The following is a 12549-nucleotide window of genomic DNA, read 5'->3' as shown; positions in this document are numbered from 1 at the left end:
AGGAAGATCAGGCCGAGGCGGACGAGCCCGCGCCACGGGAGCGTGCGCACGGTCAGCCCGTAGGACTGACGCACCGCCCCGGTGTTCGGTGCGGCGTGCAACGCGGCGTCGATCGAGGCCGAGTGCACGGGCGCCTCCGTCGGGGCGCCGCCCCGCGCCGCGGCCGCCGCTGCGGTGCGCGCCTCGACGACGACGTCTTCGAGCCCGACGTCGCTCCGCACGATCTGGCGATGGCCGAGGATGAGGATGTACGCGATGTAGCCCACCGCCGTCAACAGGCCCGGGACGATGCCCGCCGCCAGCATCTGCGCGACGGACTCTCCCGTCATGATCGCGTACAGCACGAGGAACGTGCTCGGCGGGATGATGACCCCGAGCGTGCCCGCGATGGCGACGATGCCCGTCGCGAGCGCCGCCGGATAGCCGTAGGCGCGCATCTCTCCGACGGAGAGCTTGGACATGGTCGCCGCCGTCCCGATGCTCGATCCCGAGACGGCCGAGAACCCCGCGCACGCCATGACGGTCGCGACGCCCAGTCCCCCGGGGAACCGGCTCACGAAGTGGTTGGCGATCGCGAACACGTGCTCGGCGATCCGTGCGCGCATCGCCAGCATCCCCATCAGGATGAACATCGGGATGATCGTGAGCGAGAAGCTCGCGGTGGCCGAGAACGGCACCGAGCCGAGCACATTCGTTGCGTACGTGGTCCCCTGCAGCACCCCGAGACCCAGGGCCCCCGACAGAGCGAGCGAGAGGGCCACCGGCATCCGGGCCATCAGCAGCAGAATGAGCAGTGCCACGACCGCGAGCACGATGATCGTCACCAGCATGGATTCACTCCTTGTCTTTCCGGCCGGCGCTCACGCGTCGACCGTGGGCTCGGCGTCTTCGCCGTAGGCCGCACGTCCTCGGATGGTGCGCACGACGTTCGCGATCGCGACGACGAGCCACAGCCCGAGTCCGACCGCGATCACCCAGCGCAACGGCCAGACCGGCCACTGGACGAGGCCGAATCGCGTTTCGTTCAACGCGGTCGCCTGCAGCGCGCGCATCACCGACGCATACGTCATCCACGCCAGCAGGCCCGCGTTCAGGACCCACACCACGACCGACACCGCGCGCGCGAGAACCGGCCTGAGGCGATCGGTGACGATGGACACCGCGACATGCCCGCCCTGCATCGACGTCCATGCCAGGCCCAGGAACACCGAGGCGACCAGGGCGGACTCGGCGACCTCGATCATTCCCGGCACGCTCGCCCGGGCGAAGAAGCGCACGATGACGTCGATGACCGTGGCCAGCATCAGCACGACGAGAGCGCTCGCCGCGATCACGCCGAGCACGGCGCTCTGGCCCCGCAGATACCGATCGAAGCGCGAAGTCCGCGTCGGCGCGGAAGCGGCGACGGTCATCTCAGCGCTCGTTCCAGAACTCGTACGCGCGAGTGTGGTCGACGTTGCCGAGGGCGTCGAGCGCATCGCCGAGCGCGCCGGCCACGGCATCGCACACGGGTGCGTCATGCCCCGTCGCCCGCTGCACCTTCTGCGCGATCCGCACGTCTTTGGTCATGAGCGGCAGCGCGAAGCCCGAGGCGAATCGGCCGTCGACGATGTGGTCGGGAAGGACGTGCGTGGTCACGAAGCTCTGCCCGGTCGAGGCGTTGAAGATGTCGACCATCACCGCGGGGTCCAGCCCGAATCGGGCGCCCGCCGTCAGCGCCTCCGTCGACGCGGTGTACGCCGCCGCGGCCACGAAGTTGTTCAGCGCCTTCATCGCATGCCCGGTGCCCAGACCACCGGTGCGGAAGATGCGGGCGCTCATCGTGTCGACGACGGGAACGGCCCGCCCTGCGGCATCCTCGTCGTCCGCGCCCATCATGATCGCGAGCGTCCCCGCGATCGCGCGCTCGCGTGCCCCCGACACCGGGGCGTCGACGAGGTGCAGGCCCGCCGCAGCCAGGAGGCGTCCGGTCTCGACCGTCTCGGTCGGGTCGGACGAACTCATGTCCACGTACACGGTGCCGCGCGGAGACGGGATGCGCGGGGCACCGTCGTCGTCGACCAGCACCGCGCGCACGATCGCACTCGTGGGCAGCATGAGCACCACGACCTCGCAGGCGGAGAGGTGGGTGATGTCGGCCGCGGCCTCGGCACCGATGCGGGCCGCCAGCGCTGCCGCGCGCTCGACGTCGACATCGTGCACGAGCACGCGCTCGAACGCTCCGGAGGACGCGATGTTCGTGACCATGGGGTCGCCCATGGTGCCCAGACCGATGAATCCGACGGTGCGCACGCCGGCCACGGGGCTCGTCCCTCCGCTCATGCCGGCACCCCGGCCTTCTCTGCCTCACCGTCGACGCTGGACGGCAGGCCCTTCTCGGCGAGCACCTCCTCGAGCGCGCGAAGTCCCTCGACGGCGGCGGGGATGCCGCAATAGAGCATCGAGTGCACGATGACCTCGCGCAGTTCGAGCACCGGCACGCCGTTGGCGAGTGCGCCGCGCGTATGGATGCGCAGTTCGTGCGCCTTGCCCTGCGCGATGAGCATCGCGAGGGTCACCTTGCTGCGGTCGGTGAGCGACAGACCGTCGCGCTGCCAGATGTCACCGAAGCAGTACCGGGTGACGAAGTCCTGGATCTTGTCGTTGAGGTCGGTCGTGTTCTCGACCTGTCCCTCCGCCCCCTCGGGCCCGAACATGTCGCGCCGCTGGCGCAGACCGATGTCGTACAGATCGTCGCGGATCACCTGATGCTCCCTCGCATGGATTCGTGCGGGACCGGCGTCCCGTCGGACAAGTGTGTCGGTGCGGATGCCGCGACCGCATGGCCCACGGCGCAAGCGCCATGGCGGTCGGCGCACATCGGCCGGGGTCTCGGGCGCGCGTCCGCGGGCGCGTTTAGGCTGGGTCCACGTTTCGACGTCACTGCAAGGAGGCAGGCGATGGAGCACCCGGTCCCGACGGCGCGCGACATGCAGAACCACCACGGTGTGAGCTTCGACGAATGGGTCCGCCTCGTCGGCAACCGATTCGTCCCCCTCGCCCTGTCGACCATCGACCCCGACGGGTTCTCCGGGAGCCTGCGCACCCGGGTCGTCGACGGTACGTGCGTCACCGACATCGCGGCATCCTCGCATCGGGTGCACCGCTCGCCGGCGTCGATCCGCGGCGACGACCCGCACCACCTGAAGCTCAGCATGCAACTGACCGGCACCGGGCTCGTGATGCAGGACGGTCGCAGCGCCCACCTCTCCCCCGGCGACGTCGCCATCTACGACACGGCGCGCCCGTACACGCTCGAGTACGCCGGTGAGATGCGCTCGCTCGTGATGATGTTCCCGCACAGCATGCTCGGACTCTCGGCCAACCTCGTGCCCACCGTCACCGCGGTGCGCCTGCGCGGCGACACGGGCGTCGGGCGCGTCATCTGCCCGTTCATGCAGCACCTCGCCGAAGACCTCGACCAGCTCGAGGGCGTCAACGGCGCGCGCATCATCCGTAGCGCCTTCGACCTCATCACCGCGCTGCTCTCGGCCGAACTGCAGAGCTCGACCGCACGCGAGCCGTGGCGCGTCACGCTCGACGCCGTCGCGCACTACATCGACGCCCATCTCGACGACCCCGGCCTGAACACCGACACGATCGCCCGAGCGCACTTCATCTCGGCTCGCCAGCTGCAATACCTCTTCCAGGACGAGGGCGAGACCGTCTCGGGCTACATCCGTTCGCGGCGCCTCGAGCGCTGCCGGCTGGATCTCGAAGACGCGGCGCAGACCTCGCGGTCGATCGTGCAGATCGCGCAGGCCCGGGGCTTCATCGACCCCAGTCACTTCAGCAAGCTGTTCAAATCGACGTACGGGCACGGCCCGCGCGATCACCGCCTTCTGCACCTGGATGCCGCGGCGCTCGCGGACTGATCCTCCCGACGCGGACTGTTCGCTCCACGACACGTGGCGTGCGCCACAGCCCGAGAGCCCTCCGGCTCGCGCGGGTTGACTGAGCGCATGGATCTGCTCAGGGAGGATCAGATGACACAGACGCACACGGCGACGTTGCTCGCCGAGATCACGGTCGACGAAGCGGTCGGCCGCGCGATCCCCGACGCTGCCAGTGGGGAGACCATCGGCTACGCGCCGATGCACACGGCGGCCGATCTCGCGCGGGCGGTGAGTGCGGCCCGCGCAGCCCAACCGGCGTGGGCGGCGCTCACGCACGCCGAGCGCTCGGCCATCCTGCATCGGGCTGCCGACGAGATCGACGCGCACGCCGAAGAGCTCGCGCAGATCATCGCGCGCGAACAGGGGAAGCCGCTCAACGGACCGGGTGCCCGCTTCGAGGCCGCCGGCTGCGCGGTGTGGATCCGCCAGGCGGCCGACACCGTGCTCGAGCCCGAGGTGCTGTTCGAGGCCGAGGGTACGCGCTCCGAACTCCACTACGCCCCGCTCGGGGTCGTGGGCGCGATCGGACCGTGGAACTGGCCCGCGCTCATCGCGATCTGGCAGATCGCGCCGTCGCTGCGCATGGGCAACACGGTCGTCGCCAAGCCCAGCGAATACACCCCGCTCAGCGTGTTGGCCGTGGCAGCGCTCATGAACCGGCACCTGCCCGAGGACGTGCTCACCGTGGTCGCCGGCGGCCGCGACGTCGGCGAGGCGATCGCATCGCACCCCGACCTCGACAAGATCATGTTCACCGGTTCGACGGCCACCGGCCGGCGCATCATCGAGGGCTCGGCGCACAACCTGGCGCGCCTCACGCTGGAGCTCGGTGGCAACGACGCCGGCATCGTGCTTCCGGGCACGGATGTCGCCGCGATCGCCCAGGGTCTGTTCTGGGGCATCTTCATCAACACCGGCCAGACGTGTGCCGCGCTCAAGCGCCTCTACGTGCACGACTCCCTCTACGAGGACGTCGTCAGCGCGCTCGCCGAGCTCGCCGAGGCGACCCCGATGGGACCGGGCACCGACGAGGGCAGCGCCCTCGGTCCGCTGTCGACCGCGCAGCAGTTCGAGATCGTCTCGCGCCTGGTCGACGACGCCCGGGAGCGCGGCGCGCGCATCGTCACGGGTGGAAGCGCCGCCCCCGACCTCGGGGCGCACTTCTACCGCACCACGGTCGTCGCCGACATCGACGACGACGCGGCGCTGGTGCGCGAGGAGCAGTTCGGCCCCGTCATCCCGGTGCTGCGCTACACCGACCTCGACGACGCCATCGCCCGGGCGAACGCGACCGACCAAGGCCTCGGCGCCTCGGTCTGGAGCTCCGACGTCGACGACGCCCTCGCGGTGGCCGAGCGCCTGCAGGCGGGCACCGTGTGGATCAACCAGCACGGCACGCTCAACCCGCTCGTGCCGTTCGGCGGCGTGAAGGGGTCGGGCTACGGGATGGAGTTCGGGAAGGAAGGCCTGAAGGCCGTCGCCGCCCCGAAGGTCATCACGCGGTGAGCACGACGGCGGAGACGTGCATCGGCACGCCGGGTGGGCACCCTCCCACCCGGCGTGCCGGTGACGATCTCCGCCGTTCTGCGCGGACGGGAGGGTCAGGACCTCGATACCCCGTAGATCGGCGACACCGCCTGCTCGGCCTCGTTGTCCGGCCCGAGCGGGATGCCACGGCGGTCCCGCAGCAGCAGCGTGGCGATGAGGCCGAGCCCGGCCATGCCGACGAGGTAGATCGCGACCGACCACGTGGTGCCGGTGGCCTGCACGAGCGCGGTGGCGATCGTCGGGGCGAACGCGCCGCCGAGGATCGCGCCGATCGCGTACGAGATCGACACCCCCGAGAAGCGCACCGATGCGGGGAACAGCTCCGCGTACAGCGCCGCCTGCGGTCCGTAGGTGAAGCCGAGACCCACCGTCAGGATGAGGAGCCCCAGGAACAGCAGCCCGATCTCGCCGGTGTTCACGAGCGGGAACAGCGCGACGGCACCGATCGCGAGGGCGATCCAGCCGATGATGTAGGTGGTGCGCCGGCCGATGATGTCGCTCAGCCAGCCCGAGAGCCACGTGAAGATCAGCCAGCCCACGGATGCTCCGGCGACCGCCCACAGCACGGGACCGCGGTCGAGCCCGATCGGGCCCGCGGGGTTGGTCGCGTAGTTCTGGATGTAGCCCCCGGTGGACATGTACCCGGCCGCGTTGTTGCCCGCGAAGACGAACGCGGCGATGATCACGAGCGCCCAGTGCTTGCGGAAGAGCTGCACGATGGGGGTCTTGGTCTCTTCTCGGCGCTCGGCCAGTTCGACGAAGACCGGGCTCTCCTCGACGCGCTTGCGGATGTAGTACCCGACGAAGATCAGCACGACGCTGAAGAGGAACGGCACGCGCCATCCCCATTCGATGAAGGCGTCACCCGGAGCGATGAGCGCCATGATCGCCATCATCCCGGATGCCAGCAAGAGGCCGATCGGCACGCCGATCTGCGGCGAGGCACCGAAGAGTCCGCGCCGGTTCTTCGGAGCGTGCTCGACGGCCATGAGCACTGCGCCACCCCACTCGCCCCCGGCCGAGATGCCCTGCAGGATGCGCAGGAAGATCAGCAGGATCGGAGCGGCGATGCCGATGGCCGCGTAGGTCGGGAGCAGACCCACGAGGGTGGTCGACACGCCCATGAGGATCAGGGTGACCATGAGCACGACGCGGCGGCCGTACTTGTCGCCGAAGTGTCCGGCCAGGAAGGCGCCGAGCGGGCGGAACAGGAAGCTGAGCCCTACCGTCAGGAACGACAGGATCAGCGCGATGCCCGGGCCCGCGGGTTCGAAGAAGACGGCGGCGAAGACGAGGCCCGCCGCTTGCGCGTAGATGAAGAAGTCGTACCACTCGACCGTGGTGCCCACGACGGTCGCGAAGACCACGCGGCGTCGATCGGTGGGTGTCGAGATCGTTCCGGTCGGGGTGAACCCCGCGGGAACGGATGGGCGTGGTGAAGTCATCGTTGCCTCCTGCGACTGCTCTGTCGGTGGGTGCGGGCTGCGCCGCAGCGGTGTTGATCCGCCGTTGAGGATCATATACGATTTCAGATACGACACAACGAGCAAAGGAGCCGCATGAGCATGTCGGATGCCGGCGACCCCCGTTTCGCGGCCCTCCCCGCGCGTCCGGGCAAGGTCATCGCGGTGCACCTGTCCTACCCCTCGCGCGCCGATCAGCGCGGGCGCCGACCGGCGAACCCCTCGTACTTCTTCAAGCCCTCCAGCTCTCTGGCATCCACGGGGTCCACGATCGAGCGACCGGCCGGAACCGAGCTCCTCGCTTTCGAGGGAGAAGTCGCCCTCGTCATCGGCGCCACCGCGCGCCGGGTATCGATCGACCAGGCGTGGGCGCACGTGGCAGCGGTCACCGCGGCGAACGATTTCGGGATCTACGACCTGCGCACCAACGACAAAGGCTCCAACGTGCGCTCCAAGGGACGTGACGGCTACACGCCGGTCGGACCGCGTCTCATTCCCGCTCAGACCGTTTCGCCCACGGGTTTGCGCGTGCGCGTCTGGGTCGACGGTCAGCTGGCGCAGGACGACACGACCGAAGACCTCCTCTTCCCCCTGCCGCAGATCGTCGCCGACCTGTCGCAGCACTTCACCCTCGAACCCGGCGATGTCATCCTCACGGGCACGCCGGCGGGGTCGAGCGTGGTGCTGCCGGGTGCCGTGGTCGAGGTCGAGGTCGACGCCCCCGACGCGCCCGGGACGCCCAGTTCGGGGCGCCTCGTCACCACCGTGGTGCAGGGCGACGCCCCGTTCGACGACGCGCTCGGCTCGCTGCCGTCGGTCGACGACCACCAGCGCGCCGAGGCCTGGGGCTCGCGGGAGAGCGCGGGCCTTCCCCCCGCCCCCGAACCGTTCCGCCTGACGGACGACCTGCGCGAGAAGCTCGCCCGAGTGCCCGTCGCGGGCTTGTCGGGGCAGTTGCGCAAGCGCGGACTGAACGACGTCACGATCGACGGCGTGGCCTCCATGCACCCGGGCACCACGCTCGTGGGACTCGCCCGGACGCTCCGCTTCGTCCCGCACCGCGAAGACCTGTTCGCCTCACACGGTGGCGGGTACAACGCGCAGAAGCGCGCGTTCGACGACGTCGGCGAGGGCGAGGTCATCGTGATCGAGGCGCGCGGCGAGACGGGATCGGGCACGCTCGGCGACATCCTCGCCCTGCGCGCACACACCCGCGGTGCCGCCGGAATCGTCACCGACGGAGGCGTACGCGACTACGACGCCGTCGCGGCCGTCGGCATCCCCGTCTTCTCGCGCGGCGCCCACCCGGCGGTCCTCGGCCGACGCCACGTCCCGTGGGACACGGATGTGACGATCGGATGCGGCGGCACGACGGTCCAGCCCGGCGATGTCATCGTGGGCGACCGCGACGGCGTCATCGTCATCCCGCCCGCTCTCGTCGAGGAGGTCGTCGACGCCGCCCTGGCTCAGGAAGAAGAGGACGCCTGGATCGCGGAGCAAGTGGCGGCGGGACACCCCGTGGACGGCCTGTTCCCGATGAACGCCCAGTGGCGCACACGGTTCGAGGAGCAGCGCTCATGAGCGGCACGGACGTGACGCTCAGCAAGTCGCAGCAGGCGTACCACTGGATCAAGGAACGCATCGCGCGCCAGGAGTTCACCCCGGGGTATCGGCTCGTGCTCGGGTCGATCGCCGGCGAGCTCGACATGAGCGTCGTACCCGTCCGCGAGGCGATCCGGCAGCTCGAGGCCGAGGGCCTCGTGACCTTCGAGCGCAACATCGGGGCACGGGTCTCGATGGTCGACGATTCGCAGTACCGCCACAGCATGCAGGCGCTCAGCATCCTCGAGGGCGCGGCGACCGCGCTCTCCGCCCGCGCACTGACCGCCGACGATGTCCGACGCGCCCGCTCCATCAACGAGCGGATGATCGAGACGCTCGACCACTTCGACCCGCGTGCCTTCACCGCGCTGAACCAGGAGTTCCACGCGACGCTGTTCGAACGCTGCGCCAACCCGCGCATGCTCGAACTCGTCCAGGCCGAGTGGGCACGCCTCGGACACCTCCGCGACTCGACCTTCAGCTTCGTGCCCGGCCGCGCCGCCGAGAGCGTGCGCGAGCACGAGAACATCCTCCGGCTGATCGAATCCTCGGCGCCTCTCGGCGAGATCGAGAAGGCCTCGCGCCGCCACCGCGCCGCCACCCTCGACGCCTACCTCATCCACGAACACCCCGACGAGGTCCTGGGCCTCCCGGCGGTCTGACACAGGAGAAGCAATACCATGAGCGACACGCAGACCGCGACCCGCCGCATCCCGGCCGATCTGCCGGACCACATCCAGCACTACATCGGCGGCGCGTTCGTCGACTCGGTCGACGGCGACACGTTCGACGTGCTCGACCCGGTCACCAATCAGACCTACCTGCGGGCAGCGGCCGGCAAGAAGGCCGACATCGACCTCGCCGTCGCCGCCGCACGCCGGGCCTTCACCGACGGCCCGTGGCCGCGCATGCTGCCGCGCGAGCGCTCGCGCGTGCTGCACCGCATCGCCGACCTCGTCGAGTCGCGCGACGAGCGCCTCGCGGAGCTCGAGTCGTTCGACTCGGGTCTGCCGATCACGCAGGCGCTCGGCCAGGCCCGTCGCGCGGCCGAGAACTTCCGCTTCTTCGCCGACCTGATCGTCGCCCAGACCGACGACGCGTTCAAGGTGCCCGGGCGCCAGCTCAACTACGTCAACCGCAAGCCGATCGGCGTCGCCGGGCTCATCACGCCGTGGAACACCCCGTTCATGCTCGAGTCGTGGAAGCTGGGCCCCGCCCTGGCCACCGGCAACACCGTCGTGCTCAAGCCCGCCGAGTTCACCCCGCTGTCGGCATCCCTGTGGGCGGGCATCTTCGAAGAGGCGGGGCTCCCCGAGGGCGTGTTCAACCTCGTCAACGGTCTCGGCGAAGACGCCGGCGACGCGCTGGTGAAGCACCCCGACGTCCCGCTGATCTCGTTCACCGGCGAGAGCCGCACGGGGCAGCTGATCTTCGCCAACGCCGCGCCCTTCCTGAAGGGCCTGTCGATGGAGCTCGGCGGCAAGAGCCCGGCGATCGTGTTCGCCGATGCCGATCTGGATGCCGCGATCGACGCGACCATCTTCGGGGTGTTCTCCCTCAACGGCGAGAGGTGCACCGCGGGCAGCCGCATCCTCGTGCAGCGCGACGTCTACGACGCCTTCGTCGAGAGGTATGCCGCGCAGGCCGAGCGCGTGAAGGTCGGCTACCCCGACGACCCCGACACCGAGGTCGGCGCGCTCGTCCACCCCGAGCACTACGACAAGGTCATGTCGTACGTCGAGCTCGGCAAGACCGAGGGGCGCCTCGTCGCCGGCGGTGGCCGCCCCGAGGGCTTCAGCGAGGGCAACTTCGTGCGCCCCACTGTCTTCGCCGACGTCGCCCCCGACGCGCGGATCTTCCAGGAGGAGATCTTCGGGCCCGTCGTGGCGATCACCCCGTTCGACACCGACGACGAGGCCCTGGCCCTGGCCAACAACACGAGGTACGGCCTCGCCGCCTACGTCTGGACGAACGACCTGAAGCGCGCCCACACGTTCGCGCAGAACGTCGAAGCGGGCATGGTGTGGCTCAACAGCAACAACGTGCGGGACCTGCGCACCCCGTTCGGCGGGGTGAAGGCCTCGGGCCTCGGCCACGAGGGCGGCTACCGCTCGATCGACTTCTACACCGACCAGCAGGCCGTGCACATCACGCTCGGCCCCACCCACAACCCCACTTTCGGCAAGGGAGCCTGAGATGACCGACCGCAACCAGATGACCCGCACCTCCTCGGGCTTCTTCGTCTCGCAGGAGGCCCCGATCCGGGCCGAGAATCCGATCCCCACGCCCTCCTCCCCCGCGCCCGACATCCTGCGGTGCGCGTACATGGAGCTCGTGGGCATCCACCTCGCGGCATCCCGGGAGTTCTACGTCGACGTGTTGGGGCTCTACGTCACCGAGGAAGACGGCGACGCGATCTACCTGCGCTCCACCGAAGAGTTCATCCACCACAACCTGGTGCTGCGCCAGGGCTCCGTCGCCGCCGTCGCCGCGTTCTCGTACCGCGTGCGCAGCGCCGAAGACCTCGACAAGGCCGTCGCCTTCTACGAAGAGCTCGGATGCCGCGTCGAGCGCCGCCCCGAGGGCTTCACGAAGGGCATCGGCGACTCCGTGCGGGTCGAGGACCCGCTCGGCTTCCCGTACGAGTTCTTCTTCGCCACCGAGCACGTCGAGCGTCTGTCGTGGCGCTACGACCTGCACACGCCCGGGGAGCTCGTGCGTCTGGACCACTTCAACCAGGTCACGCCCGACGTTCCGCGGGCGGTGAACTTCATGCAGTCGCTCGGTTTCCGCGTCACCGAGGACATCCAGGATGACGAGGGCACCGTCTACGCCGCCTGGATGCGCCGCAAGCCCACCGTGCACGACACCGCCATGACCGGCGGCGACGGCCCGCGCATGCACCACGTCGCCTTCGCCACGCACGAGAAGCACAACATCCTCGCCATCTGCGACAAGCTCGGCGCGCTCCGCCGATCGGATGCCATCGAGCGGGGCCCCGGTCGCCACGGCGTCTCGAACGCGTTCTACCTGTACCTGCGCGACCCCGACGGCCACCGCGTCGAGATCTACACGCAGGACTACTACACCGGCGACCCCGACAACCCGGTCATCACCTGGGACGTTCACGACAACCAGCGCCGCGACTGGTGGGGCAACCCCGTGGTCCCCTCCTGGTACACCGAGGCCTCCCTGGTCCTGGACCTCGACGGCAACCCGCAGCCCGTGATCGTCCGTGAGGAAAAGAGCGAGATGGCCGTGACCGTGGGCGCCGACGGCTTCTCCTACACCCGCAAGGAAGAGGACGGCTCCGCCGGAGAAGCGACGGGCTTCAAGCTCGGGGCGCAGGTTTAGCGTGCTTGATCCCGCGACGATCGAGGCCATCGCAGACGAACTGCTGGAAGCCGGCCGCAGCCGTACTCCGGTCCCCCGCCTGACCACCCGTTACCCGGGGATGACGGTGGAGGACTCCTACGCAGTCCAGCGGCTGTGGCGGCGGCGCCACGAGGATGCCGGACGGACCCTCGTGGGCCGCAAGATCGGCCTCACGTCCAAGGCGATGCAGGCCGCCACCGGCATCACCGAGCCGGACTACGGCGCGATCTTCGATGACATGGTGCTGGAAACCGGCTGCTCCGTGGACTGGGACCGGTACACCCATCCCCGGGTGGAGGTGGAGCTCGCGTTCGTGTTGAAGAAGGACCTCGCCGGTCCCGGCTGCACCATCTTCGACGTCCTGAACGCCACGGACTACGTGGTCCCGGCCCTGGAGATCCTGGACTCCCGGATCGAAATGGAGGGCCGGACCATCGTGGACACCATCGCGGACAACGCGGCGATGGGCGCCATGGTGATCGGCGGCAACCCCGTGCGTCCCGACGCCGTGGACCTGCGCTGGGTCTCCGCCATCCTCTACAAGAACCAGACCGTGGAGGAAACCGGCGTGGCCGCCGGCGTCCTGGACCACCCGGCCAACGGCGTGCACTGGCTGGCCAACAAGA

At 69.6% G+C, this 12549-nt stretch carries 12 protein-coding genes; 7 read left to right on the top strand and 5 right to left on the bottom strand.

Annotation, left to right across the window (positions count from 1 at the left end; translation table 11 throughout):
• From LQV45_RS09295 to LQV45_RS09280, 4 genes are all read right to left on the bottom strand, one after another.
• Positions 1–830 (bottom strand): TRAP transporter large permease subunit (locus tag LQV45_RS09295; protein ID WP_230006761.1); only part of this gene is annotated, 830 nt, incomplete at its 3' end.
• Positions 831–860: 30 nt separating this feature from the next.
• Entirely contained in the window at positions 861–1412 is a 552-nt protein-coding gene (locus LQV45_RS09290) for a TRAP transporter small permease subunit (protein ID WP_230006760.1), read from the bottom strand.
• Position 1413: 1 nt separating this feature from the next.
• Complete coding sequence (locus tag LQV45_RS09285) at positions 1414–2322, bottom strand: NAD(P)-dependent oxidoreductase (protein WP_230006759.1); 909 nt, start codon at positions 2320–2322, stop codon at positions 1414–1416.
• Positions 2319–2744: a carboxymuconolactone decarboxylase family protein gene (locus tag LQV45_RS09280; RefSeq protein ID WP_230006758.1), complete on the bottom strand. Its 426-nt coding sequence runs from the start codon at positions 2742–2744 to the stop codon at positions 2319–2321. Before LQV45_RS09280 ends, LQV45_RS09285 begins: the two co-directional genes overlap by 4 nt.
• A 195-nt stretch (positions 2745–2939) precedes the next feature.
• Between LQV45_RS09280 and LQV45_RS09275 the strand changes: the two genes are divergently transcribed.
• Both LQV45_RS09275 and LQV45_RS09270 read left to right on the top strand, forming a co-directional pair.
• Positions 2940–3914, top strand: coding sequence for a helix-turn-helix domain-containing protein (locus LQV45_RS09275; protein ID WP_171024290.1), 975 nt, complete (start codon positions 2940–2942; stop codon positions 3912–3914).
• Positions 3915–4025: 111 nt separating this feature from the next.
• A complete protein-coding gene (locus LQV45_RS09270; protein ID WP_230006757.1) occupies positions 4026–5441 on the top strand; it encodes an aldehyde dehydrogenase family protein in 1416 nt (471 codons plus the stop codon).
• Positions 5442–5536: 95 nt separating this feature from the next.
• Here LQV45_RS09270 and LQV45_RS09265 read toward each other — a convergent pair whose 3' ends face one another.
• Positions 5537–6928 (bottom strand): MFS transporter, encoded by a 1392-nt coding sequence (locus tag LQV45_RS09265; RefSeq protein WP_230006756.1) that lies wholly within the window; start codon positions 6926–6928, stop codon positions 5537–5539.
• Positions 6929–7048: 120 nt separating this feature from the next.
• On the opposite strand from LQV45_RS09265, the gene LQV45_RS09260 reads away from it, so the two are divergent.
• From LQV45_RS09260 to LQV45_RS09240, 5 genes are all read left to right on the top strand, one after another.
• The gene (locus LQV45_RS09260; RefSeq protein ID WP_230006762.1) at positions 7049–8527 is read left to right on the top strand and encodes a fumarylacetoacetate hydrolase family protein; all 1479 of its coding nucleotides are present in this window, start codon (positions 7049–7051) and stop codon (positions 8525–8527) included.
• Positions 8524–9210 carry a GntR family transcriptional regulator gene (locus LQV45_RS09255; protein WP_230006755.1) on the top strand — a complete coding sequence of 229 codons (687 nt, stop codon included), beginning with the start codon at positions 8524–8526 and terminating at the stop codon, positions 9208–9210. The genes LQV45_RS09260 and LQV45_RS09255 overlap by 4 nt, the downstream gene beginning before the upstream one ends.
• Positions 9211–9228: 18 nt before the next feature.
• A complete protein-coding gene (gene hpaE / locus LQV45_RS09250; RefSeq protein ID WP_230006754.1) occupies positions 9229–10743 on the top strand; it encodes a 5-carboxymethyl-2-hydroxymuconate semialdehyde dehydrogenase in 1515 nt (504 codons plus the stop codon).
• A gap of 1 nt (position 10744) precedes the next feature.
• Positions 10745–11902, top strand: a complete 1158-nt coding sequence (hpaD, locus tag LQV45_RS09245; protein ID WP_230006753.1) for a 3,4-dihydroxyphenylacetate 2,3-dioxygenase — start codon at positions 10745–10747, stop codon at positions 11900–11902.
• Position 11903: 1 nt separating this feature from the next.
• The coding region (locus tag LQV45_RS09240) for a 2-keto-4-pentenoate hydratase (protein WP_230006752.1) at positions 11904–12549 on the top strand (646 nt) is incomplete at its 3' end.

It is taken from the genome of Microbacterium sp. Bi128 (genome assembly GCF_918698205.1).
Note: the sequence above shows the minus strand (reverse complement) of the source record. Positions and strands in the feature narration are given on the sequence as shown.

Excerpts from the sequence above, each read along its gene's own strand:
- LQV45_RS09275 (WP_171024290.1), top strand. The coding sequence starts at position 2,940 with ATGGAGCACCCGGTCCCGACGGCGCGCGACATGCAGAACCACCACGGT.
- LQV45_RS09260 (WP_230006762.1), top strand. The coding sequence starts at position 7,049 with ATGTCGGATGCCGGCGACCCCCGTTTCGCGGCCCTCCCCGCGCGTCCG.
- LQV45_RS09265 (WP_230006756.1), bottom strand. The coding sequence starts at position 6,928 with ATGACTTCACCACGCCCATCCGTTCCCGCGGGGTTCACCCCGACCGGA.
- hpaD (WP_230006753.1), top strand. The coding sequence starts at position 10,745 with ATGACCGACCGCAACCAGATGACCCGCACCTCCTCGGGCTTCTTCGTC.
- LQV45_RS09255 (WP_230006755.1), top strand. The coding sequence starts at position 8,524 with ATGAGCGGCACGGACGTGACGCTCAGCAAGTCGCAGCAGGCGTACCAC.
- LQV45_RS09270 (WP_230006757.1), top strand. The coding sequence starts at position 4,026 with ATGACACAGACGCACACGGCGACGTTGCTCGCCGAGATCACGGTCGAC.
- LQV45_RS09290 (WP_230006760.1), bottom strand. The coding sequence starts at position 1,412 with ATGACCGTCGCCGCTTCCGCGCCGACGCGGACTTCGCGCTTCGATCGG.
- LQV45_RS09285 (WP_230006759.1), bottom strand. The coding sequence starts at position 2,322 with ATGAGCGGAGGGACGAGCCCCGTGGCCGGCGTGCGCACCGTCGGATTC.
- hpaE (WP_230006754.1), top strand. The coding sequence starts at position 9,229 with ATGAGCGACACGCAGACCGCGACCCGCCGCATCCCGGCCGATCTGCCG.